Source organism: Lactobacillus sp. ESL0260 (assembly GCF_003692935.1).
Taxonomy (GTDB): Bacteria; Bacillota; Bacilli; order Lactobacillales; family Lactobacillaceae; genus Lactobacillus; species Lactobacillus melliventris.
The window spans coordinates 42542-61053 of record NZ_REHO01000002.1 but is presented as its reverse complement, the minus strand read 5'-3'; the positions used below and the strand labels follow the sequence as shown (position 1 = coordinate 61053).

Annotated in this window: 19 protein-coding genes; 6 read left to right on the top strand and 13 right to left on the bottom strand. The window is 36.4% G+C overall.

What is annotated here, in order from left to right:
* Positions 1-25: 25 nt before the first annotated feature.
* Positions 26-892 (top strand): alpha/beta hydrolase, encoded by an 867-nt coding sequence (locus F5ESL0260_RS00440; protein WP_122025461.1) that lies wholly within the window; start codon positions 26-28, stop codon positions 890-892.
* Between the two features lie 5 nt (positions 893-897).
* Here the strand turns inward: F5ESL0260_RS00440 and F5ESL0260_RS00435 are convergent, their stop codons facing one another.
* A complete protein-coding gene (locus F5ESL0260_RS00435; protein WP_110445384.1) occupies positions 898-1251 on the bottom strand; it encodes a MerR family transcriptional regulator in 354 nt (117 codons plus the stop codon).
* 294 nt (positions 1252-1545) lie between these two features.
* On the opposite strand from F5ESL0260_RS00435, the gene F5ESL0260_RS00430 reads away from it, so the two are divergent.
* A complete protein-coding gene (locus F5ESL0260_RS00430; protein ID WP_122025460.1) occupies positions 1546-2424 on the top strand; it encodes a LysR family transcriptional regulator in 879 nt (292 codons plus the stop codon).
* 80 nt (positions 2425-2504) lie between these two features.
* On the opposite strand, the gene F5ESL0260_RS00425 is transcribed toward F5ESL0260_RS00430, so the two are convergent.
* The 9 genes from F5ESL0260_RS00425 to F5ESL0260_RS00390 all read right to left on the bottom strand — a co-directional run bounded on the left by F5ESL0260_RS00425 (position 2505) and on the right by F5ESL0260_RS00390 (position 11444).
* The gene (locus F5ESL0260_RS00425; RefSeq protein WP_199700490.1) at positions 2505-3284 is read right to left on the bottom strand and encodes an ABC-2 family transporter protein; all 780 of its coding nucleotides are present in this window, start codon (positions 3282-3284) and stop codon (positions 2505-2507) included.
* Positions 3284-4054: an ABC-2 family transporter protein gene (locus F5ESL0260_RS00420; protein WP_122025458.1), complete on the bottom strand. Its 771-nt coding sequence runs from the start codon at positions 4052-4054 to the stop codon at positions 3284-3286. Before F5ESL0260_RS00420 ends, F5ESL0260_RS00425 begins: the two co-directional genes overlap by 1 nt.
* Entirely contained in the window at positions 4051-4998 is a 948-nt protein-coding gene (locus tag F5ESL0260_RS00415; RefSeq protein ID WP_122025457.1) for an ATP-binding cassette domain-containing protein, read from the bottom strand. The genes F5ESL0260_RS00420 and F5ESL0260_RS00415 overlap by 4 nt, the downstream gene beginning before the upstream one ends.
* A gap of 134 nt (positions 4999-5132) precedes the next feature.
* The gene (locus tag F5ESL0260_RS00410) at positions 5133-6026 is read right to left on the bottom strand and encodes an EamA family transporter (protein WP_122025456.1); all 894 of its coding nucleotides are present in this window, start codon (positions 6024-6026) and stop codon (positions 5133-5135) included.
* Entirely contained in the window at positions 6023-6184 is a 162-nt protein-coding gene (locus F5ESL0260_RS09425) for a hypothetical protein (RefSeq protein ID WP_158593796.1), read from the bottom strand. The genes F5ESL0260_RS00410 and F5ESL0260_RS09425 overlap by 4 nt, the downstream gene beginning before the upstream one ends.
* A gap of 123 nt (positions 6185-6307) precedes the next feature.
* A complete protein-coding gene (locus tag F5ESL0260_RS00405) occupies positions 6308-7531 on the bottom strand; it encodes an ABC transporter permease (RefSeq protein ID WP_122025455.1) in 1224 nt (407 codons plus the stop codon).
* On the bottom strand, positions 7524-8420 hold the full coding sequence (locus F5ESL0260_RS00400; RefSeq protein ID WP_122025454.1) for an ABC transporter ATP-binding protein: 897 nt from the start codon (positions 8418-8420) through the stop codon (positions 7524-7526). The genes F5ESL0260_RS00405 and F5ESL0260_RS00400 overlap by 8 nt, the downstream gene beginning before the upstream one ends.
* A 219-nt stretch (positions 8421-8639) precedes the next feature.
* Positions 8640-9317, bottom strand: coding sequence for an NAD(P)H-binding protein (locus F5ESL0260_RS00395; RefSeq protein WP_122025453.1), 678 nt, complete (start codon positions 9315-9317; stop codon positions 8640-8642).
* Positions 9318-9464: 147 nt separating this feature from the next.
* On the bottom strand, positions 9465-11444 hold the full coding sequence (locus F5ESL0260_RS00390) for a PTS glucose transporter subunit IIABC (RefSeq protein ID WP_122025452.1): 1980 nt from the start codon (positions 11442-11444) through the stop codon (positions 9465-9467).
* 207 nt (positions 11445-11651) lie between these two features.
* Between F5ESL0260_RS00390 and treR the strand changes: the two genes are divergently transcribed.
* Together treR and treC are read left to right on the top strand one after the other, a co-directional pair.
* Positions 11652-12383, top strand: coding sequence for a trehalose operon repressor (gene treR, locus F5ESL0260_RS00385; protein ID WP_122025451.1), 732 nt, complete (start codon positions 11652-11654; stop codon positions 12381-12383).
* Entirely contained in the window at positions 12380-14032 is a 1653-nt protein-coding gene (gene treC, locus F5ESL0260_RS00380; protein WP_122025450.1) for an alpha,alpha-phosphotrehalase, read from the top strand. The genes treR and treC overlap by 4 nt, the downstream gene beginning before the upstream one ends.
* An 85-nt stretch (positions 14033-14117) precedes the next feature.
* Here treC and F5ESL0260_RS00375 read toward each other — a convergent pair whose 3' ends face one another.
* Both F5ESL0260_RS00375 and F5ESL0260_RS00370 read right to left on the bottom strand, forming a co-directional pair.
* Positions 14118-14609 (bottom strand): PTS glucose transporter subunit IIA, encoded by a 492-nt coding sequence (locus tag F5ESL0260_RS00375; protein ID WP_122025449.1) that lies wholly within the window; start codon positions 14607-14609, stop codon positions 14118-14120.
* A 271-nt stretch (positions 14610-14880) separates the two neighbouring features.
* Positions 14881-15774, bottom strand: a complete 894-nt coding sequence (locus tag F5ESL0260_RS00370) for a LysR family transcriptional regulator (RefSeq protein WP_122025448.1) — start codon at positions 15772-15774, stop codon at positions 14881-14883.
* A 116-nt stretch (positions 15775-15890) separates the two neighbouring features.
* Here F5ESL0260_RS00370 and F5ESL0260_RS00365 point away from each other — a divergent pair, with 116 nt between their 5' ends.
* A complete protein-coding gene (locus F5ESL0260_RS00365) occupies positions 15891-16433 on the top strand; it encodes a PAS domain-containing protein (RefSeq protein WP_122025447.1) in 543 nt (180 codons plus the stop codon).
* A gap of 303 nt (positions 16434-16736) precedes the next feature.
* Here the strand turns inward: F5ESL0260_RS00365 and F5ESL0260_RS00360 are convergent, their stop codons facing one another.
* A complete protein-coding gene (locus F5ESL0260_RS00360; protein ID WP_122025446.1) occupies positions 16737-17702 on the bottom strand; it encodes a nitronate monooxygenase family protein in 966 nt (321 codons plus the stop codon).
* Between the two features lie 113 nt (positions 17703-17815).
* Between F5ESL0260_RS00360 and F5ESL0260_RS00355 the strand changes: the two genes are divergently transcribed.
* Positions 17816-18370, top strand: a complete 555-nt coding sequence (locus F5ESL0260_RS00355) for a TetR/AcrR family transcriptional regulator (protein ID WP_122025445.1) — start codon at positions 17816-17818, stop codon at positions 18368-18370.
* The last annotated feature ends 142 nt before the right edge of the window (positions 18371-18512 follow it).

Sequence of the window (18512 nt, the reverse complement as noted above, 5' to 3'; positions counted from 1 at the left end):
TATGGCTGCAAGGAGTTGATTAATAATGACTAAAAAACATAAAACTATCATAGCAGGCACATTGCTATTAGTGTTATTGCTACTTGCGGTTTACATCTTCAAAAACAACTACCAGAAAGAAAATGGCACCTGCATTCGCATCGCTACGCCAACACTTTTTGTACATGGCTGGGGCAGCAGTTACCACGCCGAAGAAAGTATGGTCGCTTATGCCCAAAAACAGCATGCTACTAATTCTGTCATACGCGCTGATGTTAGTCCTGCCGGTAAAGTTACTTTACTAGGGACAATTAAAAAACGGGCCAAGAACCCGATAGTTGAAGTCAACCTTCAAAATAATAAGAGCATTTTTGCCGGATTAAGTAATCAAACTTCTGCCATGAATAAAAGCAGCAATTATATTAAAGATGTAATCACTACACTGCAAAAAAGATACCGTTTTAACCGCATTAATTTAGTAGGTCACTCTATGGGTAATTTACAGATTGCCTATTACTTACGCAATAATGCCACTAATGCGCACATGCCTCACCTAAATAAACAGGTTTCGATTGCTGGTCATTATAATGGCTATGTTGGAGAACAAGGAGCACCAAATAAAACCGTCTTAAATTGCGCTGGCAAACCGCAAAAAATGAGTGCGAGTTACCGTGGACTTTTAAATTTAAGAAAAAAATTTCCTCAAAAAGCTGCAGTTTTAAATATCTATGGTGATATGGGGTCTGGCAGTGATGGTGATGTCACCGTTAACTCTGCCCGTTCTTACCGTTACTTAGTCAGTAAACGCGCCCGTTCATATCAAGAAAAAGAAATCAGAGGTCCTCGCGCCCAACATAGTAAATTACATGAAAACACACAAGTTGACCGTTTGCTAGTTAACTTTCTCTGGTAATTAGCTTACTGTATTTTACCTTGATCATATAAACTAATTTTGTTTTTTAACCGCGCAATGGTAACTTGAATATTTTGGTCTTGCTTTTCTAGCCTATGCAATTCTTTGACTAAAATTTGCCGTCTGGGTTTCTTAGTATCACTGCCCTGCTGCATCAATTTAGTATATTCCAACAAATCATTTACCGGAATTTTCACCTGACGCATGCACTTAATAAAACTAATCCAAGTAAGATCTTTTTCTTCGTAGTTTCTGACACCATGTTCCTTCTTTATCGCAGGTATTAAGCCCATCTTTTCATAGTATCTGAGAGTTACAGGAGTCAAATCTACTCTTTCAGCCACTTCCGATATTTTCATTATTGTTCCTCTTTCTGATAGACCTAAACTTAGATCTAAGTTTAAGCATTAGCTAAAAAAATATATTAAGTTAAACACAGCGATTGTTCTTGCTTGTTTTACCTAATATTGATTGAAAAGTAACCTATAGTTAATAGTTATAGGCGCTTTTTATCTTTCGATTTTACCGATTAGTTAAAATTTTAGTCATACTACTTTTTTATGTAAAATACTTTTTAAACATGACCTAGTATAACTCGTTTGCATTAAAGGGATTTTTTAGCGGCAAAAACTATTTAGCAAGGAGAAGATAATATGGAACTAAGAGTTTTAAATTACTTTGTAGCCGTGGCCCAAGAAGGCAATATGACCCGTGCTGCCAGAAAGCTGCTTATCTCCCAGCCAGCTTTATCAAGACAAATTGCTGAACTGGAAGCTGAACTTGGCGTTAAATTGTTTAGCCGTAAGTCGCGGCATTTAGCTTTAACTCCAGCAGGTCATTATTTACTTGAACAGGCACAAGAAATTTTAGATTTAACTGCTAAAACCAAAAGAAACTTGACAAAAGCTTCTTTTATTAGTGGCGATTTAACCATCGCTGCGGGAGAAAGCCTCGGGATGCAGCGGGTCATGAATGTGGTCAGCGCAATTATTAAAAAGCATCCTTCTGTTAAAATTCACTTATTAAGTGGGGACTACAGTTATGCCGAACGCAAGTTAGACAACGGGACGGTTGACTTTGCAGTCATTATCGGGAACGTTCCTTTAGCTAATTACGCCTCTTTAACTTTACCCGAAAGAGATACTTGGGGAATTTTAATGCCTGCTAATGATCCTTTAGCGCAAAAAGCAGTGATCAAACCAGGAGATTTACAAGGACGCTCTTTATTAAATTCACAGCAAGCGCAAAAAATGCACCTTTTTCAAAACTGGCTAGGAAATTATTACGATTCAGTCAATTTTATTGGCAGTTATAATTTAAATTTTAACGGTACTTTGATGGTTAAGAATCATGCCGCATTAATGCTTACTCTAGATAAATTAGCTGATACTTCGAAAAATTCGGGCATTACGTTTAGAAAATTACAGCCAGAGCTGCAGCAAGCTATCAGGGTAGTTTGGAAACGTGAAGTTAACTTATCACCAGTTGCAGAATTATTTTTAAAATTATTGCAGGAATCAATTTTTGAGTAATAGGATTTAATGCAATAAAAGAAAAAGAGTTTAAGAGACTTAAAAAGCCCTATAGCCATAAGCTACAGAGCTTTTTAGTGTTAGCTGCCAGTACTTTGGTATTTTTGTAAAAACACTCGCCATAACTGATAAATTAGGATAAAAAAGAATACACAGGCGCCAGGAATTAATAGCAACCATATCCACTCATGTTTAACTGCAATTTTTTCTTGTGGAATTGAAGCAACCCAGCCGATTGGCAAGATAAAGGTCATAATTAGCCTTAAAGCCGACGAATAGATCGCTAACGGGTATTTACTCATGTCAAAAAAGTCAAATGTTGTTTCTGCCAAGTTGGCTAAACCATTAGAAAGTAGTGCAACGATATTACCTAATACAGCTAGTCCTAAGAAGATGAGCGAAGTAAAAAGCGAGATAAAAATAAACATGACCGTGATATACCACGGATTATGTAACTGCATATCCACAATTATCAACAACAAAAGCGCAACAATTAAATCGCCCCATGCATCCTCATCCACACGTTCATTAACAAGCTGAAATAAAGGATTGACTGGTTTAATTAAGATTGTATCTAAGCGCCCGTCATGAATATAGTCTGAAATATTGAGCGCATTGATAAAAAAGCAGCGAAAAATAGCAAAAGCTAAAGTTGCCAAGGCATAAGTTAAAAGCAGCTGTGCAAAACTATAGCCTTTAATGCGGGGCACAATATTAAAAATAAATCTTAAAGCGAGGATATTAAGCAAGTTTTGAATGATCATCCCTGCTAGTGCAAAATAAAAGTCCAGGTCATAAACAGCAAGTGATTTTAAATTTACTTTTAAATAAGTAGCTAACAATTTTAAATATCTCATTATTACCCTCCTTGAATCACAGTTGAAACAACGGAGCGCTTAAACAAGAATTTAAAAAGCACGTTGAACAGGGCAATATAGGTTAGCTGGATCAAAACTACTTGAATAAATAAACTCCACGATGGCTTTTGCGCCAGCATTCCTACTGCACCAAATGAATATTGAAATGGCAAATAAGCGGCCAAATTTTTGATCACTGCCGGATAAAAATTGGTCGGAAAAATATTGCCAGCTAATACCAATAGTATTGCTTCTTTAAAAGTGGAGATGCCCCAAATACTATAAGTATAAAAAGAAAATGTCCCTAAAAGCAGTTCCAGTTCAAAATACAATAAATACGCCAAAGTGGTTGTTACTAAGACCATTAAAATTGTGCTCACTGCAATTTGAAAATTCAGAATCCATAAACAAACTAATAAATCCACTGTACCAATCACTGCAAATTTGACAACTGAATAGCCAATGCTTTCCCACAGTAGCTGCGTTGCAAATGCTACTGGTTTTAACAGGTCAAGTGCAATATCACCAGAACGAACTTTATCATTCACATCGTAGCTGGTTTTAGGAAAAAGCACGGTCAAAAGCTGCATTAATACCAAATAACTAATTGTTTGTTTAAATTCACCGTTTGGCTTGCCAGTTAGAACAGCTTGCCACAAAAAATACTGTACGGTAAGCGAAATTAAAGATGAAAACAGCCAGAAAATCAAAGCATATTTTGAGGCTAGACCTTTTTTTATTCCTATTTTAATGAGCATTAGCCTATATTTCATTGCTGCACCTCCTGCTGTTTGAGGTGCGCCAATAAATATGCCAATTTATTGCTCTTAACTTCAATATTGGCAACTGGTATGCGGGCAGTAATTGTACTTAACACTTCTTTCAGATTTTCTTGCTTAATGCCTGCAATCTGGTATGAACCGTTTTTAAGCTGCATCATGTTGGGCCATTGCTTTATTAAAGTGGCGCTCAATTTATCCGCACTAGTAAAAGTGACCGTTGTAGGCACATCTAATTCTGCTAGTTGTAGACTACTTTGATCTAATACCAACTGACCTTTATTCAAAATTAAAATGCGTGAGCATATTTTGGCTACTTCATCGAGATCGTGCGAAGTGAAAATGATCGTTTTATCAGTTAATTGTTGTAAAAATTGCGTGATGCTATTTTTTGTCAGAACGTCAAGTCCAATTGTGGGTTCATCTAAAATAAGCAGTTCAGGATCGTGAATAAGAGCTGCAATAAATTCAGCTTTCATCCTTTGACCCAAACTAAGGGTGCGCACCGGTTGCGTTAAAAACTCGCTAGCCTGCAACATCCGCGCTAACTTTGTTACCCGTTTGGTAAAAATATCCTCCGATACTTGATATATTTCACGGTTGAGTTTGAAGGTGTCTATTGCGGGCAAGTCCCAGCGTAATTGGCTTCTTTGCCCGAATACTACTCCTATTTTAGCCGCATTTTTTTGTCTGTTATTAAGCGGATCTCTACCAAAAGTCTTGATACTGCCGCCATCAGGCTGCAAAATACCTAAAATCATTTTGATCAAGGTTGACTTGCCGGAACCATTCAGCCCCACTAGGCCAACATGATCTCCTTGATGAATCTCTAGAGAAACATTTTTTACTGCGTCAAAAATGCGATATTCTTTGTGAAACAGCTTAGCTGCTTTCACCTTACGATACCGTTTCGCCAGGTTCTTGGTTTCAATTATCATTAATTATTCCCCAATACTTAATTCAGAGTGCAGATTTCTTCCCCAATATAGAAACCAACACTCACCTTGAACCGGCGTTTCCAAATCATAGCGCCATTATAGCGCTTAATTTTTATTTTTCCAAACTCTTGCAGTTACTTTGAAAATAAAGCCAAGATAAAAATGGCCACAATTACCAAGATATCTGCAAATTTCATCTTCTCTTTGAGGAAAATATCGCCAAAGATGACGCTGTATAAAGAGGTCATGTTTAAAAAGATCCAGGCAATGCTTGAGTTGGGTGAAGACGTTGCCAAAGTATAAGTTACTTGTGCTAAAAGAGTCAAAACCGCCCGAGAACCATAAATCAGATAAACCTTACCTTTAAGATTTTCAGCGCTGATCTTGAGAGTTCTGTTTTTATAAATAAAAGTAATTAAGGTAATTAAGCAGCGCACATAAATTGTCATGATAGTAAAAAAGACCAGATCAATCGGTTTGATTAGGCCTTTAGTTAATAACGGCGAAAGTGCAGCTTGAATAATCAATAAGGGCGCAATCACAGCGAAGGTGGTCAATAAAGTTTTTAAATTTAAATTATTGTGGCGCTGCTCGAAAACAATATAAATAACCACGATTACAGTGGAAATAATAGAAACTAGATATGAAGATTTGCTAAAGTAACCCATAGTCAGCAAGATGGCCCAAGGAATGAAAAGATCGGTCACTTTACTCAATAGCACAGACTGCATGATTGAAACTTTTTTAAAGACATAGCTGTAGCCGTAGGCAACTACTTGAGCCAGAAAAGCATATAAAAGGACTTTGATAACGTAGTTGTTGGTTATTCTGGGACTGGGAAAACTATGCAAGACGTAAATTAGAAAGAAAGTTACTAAAACTGAACTGCATATATTATTTAAGAAGTTCACATCAATTGAACTTTGCTTGCGATACCCCATTTGATAACGGTCAATAACTGATATTATTCCCCTGGAAAATGATGAAATGGTGGCAAAAATAATCAACCAAATATTACTGATAATCATGCTTCCTCCATATGAAAAACATAGTTTAGAACTATTACTAATATTTTGGTCTTTGCAGCCACAATTAAAAAGTCAGAGAAATAGTTATTATCAGTAACTATAAGTTGTTCAGTTACTAAAATCCAGCCATTGGACATACAAAGTTTAAATGTATTCAAATGAAATCCACTTAAGACTAATCATAAAAATACAGTATTTGGTTTAAATATTATTTTATTATACATCAAGTTTAACATTCAAAAAAGACTAGGATTTTTCCGTCCTAGTCTTTTTTAGATCACTTACGCTTTACTATATTCCAGCCCTCGTTTTAGTCTCTTCCAAAAACTGGTATCTTCAGTTTGCAAAATTACGCCTTGATAGATTTTACTAATATATACTGTCATGCCAATAATACTTACTATTAAAATCGCCAGCGACAGAATAACTTCCATATTACCCACATGACCATTAATTATCCGAATTGGCATCATGAATGAAGAAAAGAATGGCACATAGGATAATACTTGCGGCAGAATTTGTTCTGGGTTAGAAATAAAGGCAAGCGACAGGAAAAAGGCAATAAGGGAAATCATCGTAGTGCCTTGAGCAGCTTTTGAAGAATCTTCAGGCTTGGCTACTAAAGCCCCTGAAAAGGCTGCTAATATCGTATAAATAATTACACCCAGAATCAGGAAAATGAGATTGACATTTACCAAATTGCCCAGAATTTTATTTATTACTACCTGGTTGTCATGCATGAAAGACGCCGTAATTTTTGCATGTAAAGCCCAGCGGTAAGTGGCCCAGCCGCCAACAATATAGATTAAAAGCTGCGTAATAATTACACCAAAAATACCCAGAATTTTGCCTAAGAAATATTTTGCCGCAGTTGTACTGGAGAAAATGATTTCCATAATCTTCGTACCCTTTTCAGAAGCTATTTCTTGAGCTGTAATGCTACTGTAGGAAAGCAAAACCATGTAAACGACCATAATCACTATAATTAATGACACCATTTTAGCCAGTTTATCGCCCAGCTGCTTTTTCTGGAGGATCTCACTATACTGCGGTTGCTGTTGTAAGGCCTTAAGCTGATGTGGTGCTAATTGCGCCTTTTGCAAATTCAGTTGACTCTGCAAGACTTGTAAATAACTTTTTACTTTAGGCTTCAATTCATCATCAATGGGTGACGCTCCGTGATAAATGGCCTTAAACTGGTTTTTTTGCGTTTCAAATACCAAGTAGCCATCAATCTTTTCTTTTTTGACAGCCTTTTTAGCAGATTCAGCGGTTTTAATTTTAGCATCAACATATTTGTCATTGCTTTTAATAAAGTTTTGGCGAACTTGCTCATTGGAACTGATAACTGCAATCTGACTGTCTGAATCAGAACTAGCACCGATAGCTCCTCCTAGAGCACTACATCCAATTATGAAAAATGGTCCTAAAATTAAAAGCAGAAAAGACCAAGACTTAACTTGATGCCAATAAGTTTGCAGCGTTACGGTCCATAACTTATTCATGTTGTTCACCAGCTTCCATTCTAAATATTTCGTCAAGCGTTGGTGGCTGTTGCCGAAATTCTTCAATATATTCTCCATTTGTTAAGGCATCAAAGACCTCCGGACCACTATTCTCATCATCAATTCGTAAAAGATATTGACCATGCGCTTTCTTTTCCACTTTTTTAACGTGAGGGAGCTGCTGCAATTCTGCAAGCGACTTATTTGTTTTGCAGTAAATTTCCGTTTTACCAAATGAGTCACGAACAGCGTCAACCGTACCATTTAAAACAACTTGTCCCTTTTTCAACATGATTAAACTGTCGCAAATTTCTTCGACATTTGACATATCGTGACTAGAGAAGATAATTGTTGCATTATTCTTTTTAGCATCTAAAACTGCGTTTTTGAGCAAATCTGCATTTACCGGATCCAAACCGCTAAAGGGCTCATCCAAAATAATTAATTGGGGTTGATGAATTAAGGTACAAATTAATTGCACTTTCTGCTGATTACCTTTCGAAAGTGTTTTTATTTTGTCACTTTTTTTGCCCTGGACATCAAAGCGATTTAACCAATCATCGATTTGTGGTTTTATTTCTTTTGCCGAGCGGCTTTTTAGCTGCGCCAAATAAATAATTTGCTGTTCAATAGTCATTTTGGGCAGTAAACTACGTTCTTCTGGTAAGTAGCCGATAGTATCAAAAGTTTTTTCAGTAATGGGCTGATCTTCCCAAGTAATTTTTCCTTCATAGTGCAGAAAGTTTAAAATACTATGGAAAGTCGTAGTTTTCCCTGCGCCATTTTGACCAATCAAACCCATGATTTCACCAGGCTGAATGGTAAAGTTAACGTCTTTAAGAGCCTGAAAATCACCAAAACGCTTACTTAAATGTTCTACTTTTAGCATGGCCCCTCCTTTTTTCTAATAACAATATAAGCAGATTTTACCATATGCACTAATATAAGCGAAATAGTTTTTTAATTTAAGCAGACTTAAAACAACAATATTTGCAATACTACTTTCATTCATTTTTTACTGCGTTTTAGGCCAAAATAAAAGGCTAAGAAATCATGTTAGCAAAGCATTAATTTATTAGCCTATTAAAATTTTATGATCAAAATATTTTTAGTGGAAGTTTGTTATTGCCTGTTTAATAGGTACTAACCCATTAGCAATATCAAATTCCTTTTGGTGTAATTTTCCCGTTAAAATAATGTTAGCAACTGTTCGGGCCACATCTTGACGAGTAATTGTCATATCTGCAATAGAATCAGTAAAATGATTTGCCACTTTGATCTTTCCCGTTTCCTTTTGATTAGTCAGTGCCACTGGCCGCAAAATTGTATAGTCGAGTGAACTGTGCAATAACCACTGATCAGCATAATATTTTGCCGCATAGTAATAATTTTGCGGTCCTGCTGCTGGTGTATTATCCGACCAAAAGCTGCGATCGTCAGATTTAATTGCACTAATCATGATAAAACGGTGAACGCCAGTTTCTTTTGCCGCATTAATTGCTTTGACCGCTCCATCAAGGTCTATCATCATCGTTGCATCAGCACCGGTTTTACCACCTGATCCGGCCGCAAACACTACTGTATCGACCGTCTGCATGACTTTGGCCAATTGCCCTTGCGGTCCTGCTAGATCAATAAATGCGGTAGTAATTCCCTTTTCTTGATAGGCTTTTTCCTGCTCATGGGAGCGCAAACCGGCAATGACCTGGCAAGTCGTACTTTCTTGTAAGCATTTTACCAATAATTGCCCAATCTGTCCGTGAGCACCAATTATCAGAACTTTCAATTTGTAATCACTCCATCCACTATTATTCATTTTATTATAGTTTAACCGAGTATTTCAAAAATGCATTATAAAAGGGCTCTTGACTAATCACTATCAGTTTTAGAACCCTTTTATAAAATTCAAATGTTTTATTAAATAATCATATCATTATACATTAGCTAAATTCTTCTTCTTGGGTGCATCTTTAGGACTATCAGCGTCGTTTTCCTTATAACCAAAGAAGTAGGTCAAAGCAAATGCAGCAACAATAGTCACAATGGAAGCAATCCAGAAGTTTAACAAGTTATTAGGATTGCCTTGTCCGGCCTTAGGAACAAAGGATGGAAAGCCAATCAGGCTGCCAGTAAAGCCATACATATCAACTTTAAGCAGACCGTTGACCAAACCACCAATGGCAGCACCAAGACTGGAAGTCATAAATACACGACCATACTTTAAGTTAACACCGTACATTGCCGGTTCAGTAATACCAACAGCGGCGGAAATAGCAGCACTTAAAGATAAGCCCTTTAGGTCAGGATTGTGCTTTGTCTTAAACCAAACAGCAAGGGCGCCGGCACCTTGTGCAATCATCGTTACTGAAACAATACCGTTTAAAATACTATGTCCCGTTGCAGCAATATCATTCGCAATAATTGGCACTACTGCCCAGTGCAGTCCGAAGATAACCAGTATCTGGTAAAGACCACCGATGATTAGACCAGAAAGTGCAGTGTTGACAGTTAACAGCCATTGCAATACTTTAGCAATTCCCGTAGAAATAAATGAAATTACAGGACCCACAATAATTAAGACTGTCATCCCTACTAAAAAGATTTCTACTAGCGGAGTGAAAATTTGTCTTAATGTGACTGGCATCCACTTCTTAATCCACGGTTCAATCTTAGCAGCCATCCAAGCCGCAAAAATCATTGGGAAAATCGAATAAGTATATTGCGGAATATGAATTGGAATACCAAAGAAATTGGCATTAATACCAACGCCAGCTAAGTAGTAACTAAATTTTCCGCTGGCATAAATCTTTACTAAATCAGGATAAATTAGAAAGCCGCCGATAATAGAAACAACTACCGGGTTAGAACCTAATCTTTGAGCAGCAGTAAAACCAACGATTAAAGGCAGGAAGTAAAACGACGCATCCCCCATCGCATTGATAATAGTGTAAGTTGGAGAAGCCGTAGACATGTGGCAAAAGTTAGTTAAAATGTTGAGAATACCTTTTAACATACCACTGGCTGCCAGCAAACCAATTACAGGCATCATAGAGCCGGTAATTACGCCTATTAACTGGAAGAAGCCATTTTTAATCTTGCCACCAAGAGATTGGTTAGCTGCTGGAGCTGGAGTTGCAGGTGCAGGCTCACCTTGTCCAGCATATTCAGGCCCAAGTAGTTTAATTAGCTCGTCGTAAACATCTTCTACCGTTTGCCCAATTACTATCTGATATTGGTTATTAGCACGAGTAACATCTATTACTCCTTTAATGTTGTTAACTTCATCATCATTCGGAATGCTATCATCGTTTAAAGTAAACCGCAAACGAGTAAAACAGTGCATAACGTTTTTAACATTATCGGCGCCGCCAACAGCCTGAACAATTTCACGCGCTGTAGTTTGATATTTATTTTCATTTTTATTAGCTGCAGCTGGTGCTGCTTTAGCCTGTTTTAATGTAATAGTAGCAGCTGATTCGCCAGCAGCTTTAGTGCCAAGGGAAAGGTCAATACCAGCTAGAACATCTTGAGTATTTGTAATTGCCAAGATGACGGTATCATCTTTTTGAGCATCTTTAATCGCTTGCAGATCCATCGTCCCTAATTGCTGTCCCGCTTTTACCTCAGAGTTTGCTGCTACTTGCAAATCAAATGGTTTGCCGTCAAGTTCAACGGTATCTATGCCAAAGTGAAGCATAACTTCCACACCGTCTGCAGTCTGCAGGCCAAGTGCGTGCTTAGTTTCGGCCACCATTATCACTTTACCTGTTACAGGCGAGACAATTTTCCCAGAGCTAGGTTTAACGGCAAATCCTTCACCTAGCTTCTTCTGAGAAAAAACCGGATCATTAACATCCTCGAGGTTAATGACCTCACCGGCAACAGGTGCCAGTATTTTTATCGTATTACTCATAATTACGCCTCCATGAAACTACCACATAAAAGGTCGTCATATATATTGATAACGCTTTCCTTAAGATTATAGTTCTTGTATAGACAGGTGTCAACAAATTGCTTATTATATTGTTTTAATAAATAATTTTGTATTATTTACCAGACTAGACAGGTTAAAAATTAACATAAGGTGGTATGATTAGTGTTAAAAGGTGGATAACAAATAATGAGAGCTAAATATTTACAAATTGCGGCAGATTTAACGAATAAAATTAGGCATGAGCAGTATGTTGCCGGTGATTTCTTGCCAAGTGAACCAGCACTATCAGAGCTATATAATGTTTCACGTGAAACCATCAGGAAATCTTTAAATGAACTCTTAGATGCTGGCCTAATTCAAAAAATAAAAGGTAAAGGTTCAGTAGTTATTAATGCCGCGCGCATTGCCTTCCCAATTTCTAATATTGAATCCTTTGATGAACTTAATAAACAAAAGCAAATGCATGCTACGACCAAAATATTGGAATTAAAAGACACGCAGGTGCCTTTGACTATTATTAAGCATTTATCTTTAACAGAAACTGCTGCAACTTATGTGTCCCGTTTGCGATTAATCAATAATGAACCAATTGTGGTTGATGAAGATTATATTTTAAAAAAATATGTACCTAAAATTTCGGCTAAGCAAGCTCAAAGCTCGTTATATCAGTATTTTGAAGATGATTTAGGACTTGAAATTGATTATGCCACTAAAACTATTACCGTAGAACCAGCCAGTCAAAACGTAATGAAACAGTTGCAGCTTACCGATACCAACTTGGTTGTAGTAGTGCGCAGTTTAACCTATTTAAAAGATACATCTTTTTTTCAATATACTATTTCCCAACACCGGCCCGACAAATTTAAATTTGTAGACTTTGCACATAGAAAAGCACAAAATGGAGGACTTATATTATGAGTTTAGCTGACAAAGTGATTTACCAAATATATCCCAAATCATTTTATGACAGCAATGGTGACGGGATCGGTGACTTAAGGGGGATTATCCAAAAAATTCCTTACTTAAAGAAATTAAATATTGATATGATTTGGTTTAATCCGTTTTTTGTATCTCCCCAGAATGATAATGGTTATGATATTGCTGATTACTATAGTATTGATCCACTGTTTGGTACAATGGCTGACTTTGAAGAATTAGTCACAAAGCTTAGGCAAAATCATATTGGTGTGATGCTTGATATGGTGTTAAACCATTGTTCTACTGACCACATTTGGTTTAAAAAAGCCTTAGCCGGAGACGAATATTATCAAAAATTTTTCTACATTAGAAATCCTAAAGCAGATGGCAGTATGCCCAACAATTGGACATCTAAATTCGGTGGCTCAGCTTGGGCACCTTTTGGAAATAGTGGTAAATATTATCTTCATTTATACGACAAAACTCAGGCTGATTTGGACTGGCACAACCCTGCAGTTAGAAAAGAACTGTTTAAAATAGTTAACTTTTGGCGCGACAAAGGGGTTAAAGGCTTTCGCTTTGATGTAATTAATGTTATTGGCAAAGATGAAAAACTTACTGACGCACCCCAGAACACCGCCAGTAAGCTAATGTATACTGATCAGCCCATAGTCCATCAATATCTAAAAGAATTAAATCAAAAAACTTTTGGTCAGCAGCCAGATACAATTACTGTCGGGGAAATGTCATCGACGACTATTGCTAATTCTGTTGCTTACACTAGAAAAGATAATCATGAGCTGTCAATGGTTTTCACTTTTCATCATCTAAAAGTTGATTACAAAGATGGCCAGAAATGGACCAGGATACCTTTTGACTTTTCCGCTTTAAAAAATGCTCTTAACGAGTGGCAGATTGGAATGAGTCAAGGTGGCGGCTGGAATGCTCTCTTTTGGAACAATCATGATCAGCCTTGGGCGCTGAGCCGTTTTGGTGATCCTATTAATTTTCGCGAAAAATCTGCTGAAATGCTAGCTACCGTAATGCATTTATTACGTGGTACACCTTATATTTATCAAGGTGAAGAAATTGGCATGATCAATCCTAATTACCAGACAATCACTGACTATGTAGATGTAGAAACGCTTAACGCTTATGACGAGCTTAAACAGGAAGGCTTAAGTGACGCCCAAGCTCTGGTAATTATTCAGGCTAAGTCGCGCGATAACAGCAGAACCCCCATGCACTGGGATGACACTGTTAATGCCGGTTTTACCACAGGAACTCCTTGGCTTAGACCTAAAGATCAAGATAAAATTAATGTTGCAGCTGAATTGGATCATGGTGAGATTTTCCCTTATTATCAAAAACTGATTTACTTGAGAAAACATTATCCCATTATCGCCAAGGGAAGTTATGAACCGGTTGACTTGGATCACCCACAAGTTTTTGCTTATTGCAGACTTTATCACGGGCAAACCTTACTGGTAATTAATAACTTTTATGGTAAAAAAATTACTTATAGCTTACCTGACACTTATCAAGGACAACAAGCACAAACATTGATTAGCAATTATCATAAAAATTTACAGGAAGTACCAAAAACTTTAGCTTTGCATCCCTATGAATCACTAGCCTTGTTAATATAGATTAACGCAAAAATACCTCCAAATTTGTCCTAAATTTGGAGGTATTATCTTTGGAAAACTAACCTGTTTTGTTTGTCAAAAACATCTAGCCAATAAGTAAATCATTAGCCTTAACTTCTGCACCATCATCCTGGTTCAGTTTGATTTCCTTTTCATATCCACTAGTGAACACAACAATGACAGTAGGGTCTAATTTGTTATCAGTTACTACGCTCTTATCAAATACTTCTAATTTTTGACCTTGAGTTACCTGGTCATCTTGGTTTACCATCACTTCAAAGCCTTCTCCTTTTAAGTTCACAGTATCAATCCCAATATGAATAAGAATTTCGATACCTTGTGCAGTTTTAATACCTACGGCATGCTTTGTCTTGGGAAGAGTCTCAATTTTGCCTGCTACAGGTGCATAAACGGTTACTTTATCTTCATCAGGAATAATGGCAAAACCGTCTCCCAGCATTTTTTGTGCAAAAGCCGGATCGTTTACTTTTTCAATCTTTTCAAGTTTGCCACTAATTGGTGCAGTGACCGTAAAGTCTTCCTGCTTCTCATGTTTCTTACCAAACCACTTAAACATTCTTCTGACCTTCTACTTTCATTAATCTTAAGTAATTAATTTCATGTTTTATTACAATTTTAGCTTTCTAACTATTAACAAATATATACTTTTAATCAATAAAAACTAGTAATGAAAAAACATTTTCCTGTTTTTTAAGAAAATCACTCCAAAAGTGCTTCTTCCGTTAACTCTCGATATAGCAGCTCGTTCATATCTAACTCACAAAAAAATCCAATACGTAACAGTAAAAACACTTCTCTCTTCCCACCTTTAACAAGAGAATTCTGTACTATTCAAAATCAAAATTAAAATCTTGAATAAACTTGATAAATTGATAGACAATTCTTTTCGCATTATTTTTCTGTGTAATGGCTACTAAATCAACTTGCGGTTCCCAGTCAAGGAGAACATAGGCTAAGCTGCTGTCAAGTTCAGGATAAATACAGTAAAGACCTAATCCCAGACCTTGATTTGCCTTAAGCAAAACATTTAAAGAAGATATTTCAGCAGCATAAGTAATATTTAAATCTTTATTCAGATGAATAATCTTATTTTGTAAATTAATGATATCTGTCGCTGCCCATCTGTTATCTAAAAACAGTAATTTTTCACTCTGAAAATCCGTCAATTTAATTATACTTTTTTTACTCAAAGGGTTATTTCGCGGAACAATTACTTTGAACGGCTCTGTTTCAATTGGATAGACCTTAATATTATTTAAATCTTCAGCTTCCAATCCAGTTGTCAGCATAACATCCAAATTGTTAGACACCAATTGCTGCTTTAGCTCGTTACGATTCAAGTTTACCAGTACAAATTTCACTTGAGGAAACTTTTTTTGAAATTGACTTAGCCAAAGGGGAATATATTTATCATTAAAAGGATTATATGAATAGCCAAAATTTATTTGCAATCTTTCTTTTTTATCTTTTTCCTGAATCTCCTGTACTGCAGAATTATAGTTATTAATTAATGGCCTGATTTTTTGATAAAAAACTTCACCACTTTTCGTTACATTAACATAGCGCTTGTTACGATTAAACAACTTAACGCCAATTTCATCCTCGATAGCATTAATATCATGTGTGACAGTTGGCTGGGTTACATGAATTGCCTTAGCAGTTTTGGTAAAATTTTTTGTTTCAACTAAATTAACAAAAGTAACAAGTTTTTTTATATCCATATCTTTTTCCTTATAAGTTATTTCTATTATTAATAACTGATATTAATTTCACTTATAATTATAAATAAAATATACTATTTTTGTAAACGGTTTATATAATAAATAAGGAGATTAAAATGGTTAAACATACAGAAGAGGCTACTAGTACATGGATTACCGAGACAGCTAAAAAAGTTAATGCTGCTAAGGGCTCAGATTATGTAGAATTAGATCAAGGACTATTAACAGTTGACCAAATCGACGCATTGCTCAACTGTCTGCCACTCGAGTTAATTACTATTGATAAAGACGATCGTTATGTCTATTGCAATAATGAAATTCCTAAGAAAATGTTACTTTCACCTCGGTGGCCTGAAAAACTTGGCCAAACTTTATCTGAAGTTCACAAAAAGACTTCAATGCCTCATGTTCAAGAAATAATGGATTACGCCAAAACTGGCAAAACCTATAAACTTATTAAACCAAGTGATAACGAATATATGGTTGCCTCCTTTAAGAACATGACTGACAAGAATGACCAATATGCTGGAGTCACAGAATGGATTGTTGATTTATTGCCAATCATTAACTGGTACCTAAAACAAACGGGGCAGAAGCTAGTTCCTGATGAAAGCAAAAAGGCAACCGATGTAGATTCCGGTGCCTCAATGCAGTCATAAATAAAATATAAATTCTAAAGTTGAAATGTTTCCTAGATTCTAATTGAAAACTGGCTCTTTAATAATTAGCATGCAAAAAAGCTCTATTGTTGGGATAGAGCTTTTTTCTGTGATTCCAGTGGAATCGCTAAACTATTCATACATTTATACTTTAGCATAAAATTGTTGCAAAAAGAGAATTACCAATTTTCAAAGTAATAGTTCTTAATCGTTATCTTTATTAAATTCGCATGATGCCTGACAGCATCATCATTTTATGCCGTAATCATTTCCTCATTTCTGCGAGGATAATTAGCAGATAAATTATAATTCTACATTTTGCAATGATTGCAGAACATTTTTAGTATCTTGTAACACATCCGCAATAATCTGTTTAACAGACTTTGTTTCTTTAATTAGGCTCAAATCTTGACCAACCATAATTGCGCCATTTTGCGTATCACCTTGATACATCCCCATTTTGATAGTTTTAGCATCAAGACCAGCTTCTTTTTGAGCTGCTTCAGCCTTCAGATGAGTAGCTTCTAAATCTTTGATCTGATCAGAAAGGTTATTAGCGATCATTCTAAAGGGCGCATCATTAGCATAAGAAACTTCGGCAGTGGCCATATCTCCTGCAGCAATAATTGCTTGTTTTGCTTTATCACTAATCGGTAACTCATCTGCTACTAAAAAAGCAGTGCCCATTTCTATCCCTTCGGCTCCTAAAGCAAATGCTGCAGCACCACTGTGGCCATCTACAATACCACCAGCAGCTACTACTGGGATATTAACTGCTGCTGCCACTTGTGGCACTAAAGCCATTGTGGACTCAAAAGAGACATGACCGCCTCCTTCCCAGCCTTTGACGACTACCAAATCAGCTCCCGCTTTTTCTGCAGTGACCGCATCGGCCAAATAACTGGCCTTGACAATTATTTTCATACCGAGTTTATGCCAACGAGGGAAATACTTTTGGCATAAAGCGCCATTAAGCCGCATAGCATCAGCATAAACTACAGGCGGCTTGGTTGCTGTCAACACTTCATCTGCTTGCTCAACAATTCCCTCTTGCATGATTGCGTTAACGGCAAACGGCTTTTCAGTCAATTTTTTAGTTTTGTTAATTTCTGCAATACTGGCATCTTTAGGCATATAACCTAAGCCCAATACGCCCAAACCACCAGCGTTTGAGACTGCAGATACTAAAGGAGAAAGTGAAGTAAACGCCATTGCACCCTGAATTACTGGCTTTTCAATTCCTAATACTTCTTTTACTCTATTCACCATTTAGTTTTTACCTCCATCATTTATAAATTTGCTAAAATTAGCATAACGATTCCTTGGTTAAGGTGTAATGACAAATATTTAAATTTTGTCGAGTCAGAAGAAGGCATTACTTAATGGAAAAGCAAAATCCCAGTTTAGAGTTACGCCTAAGTAACGCGTTATTTAGCTTGTTGAATGATAAAGATTATGAACAAATCACAATCTCAGATATCACCAGAAAAACTAAAGTGGCCAGAACAACTTTTTACATTTGTTTTGACAATAAAGATGAATTGCTGCGCTTTTCTATTAACCGGTATATGATTCCGTTTGTAGCCGGTTTGCGCAACTCACTTGATCTTAAACCTAAAGACAACATGACCAGAACTATTGCTGCACTGAATGATATAGCGCCACAAATTAAATTTCTGCCGCTTTTGCTTAGCATCAAAACCGCAACATTTAATCCCAGTCGCGAAATCGAAAATAATGTTAAAAAAGAAATCAGGCAGATATTACAAAAGGAAAAAATTGCTCCCGATATTTTAGAATACTTTGCCAGTCTTTATTTTGTCAGTTTATTAGAAACACAAAAATGGTGGGCCAAACATCCCAAGGTTGCCCCAGCTAAAGTCGCTCAACTAATTCACCAAAGCTGCTATCACGGACTTATTTCACTTCTTAATTAACAAAAAAAGAACCAAGTAGTTATTAGCTTCTTAGTTCTATTTGTTAATATATAGTAATGCATTGCTGATTAATACACCATGCAAACCAAAATAGTCTGTTCAGCTTAATCAGTTTTATTACCTCTTATAAATCAAAAGGATA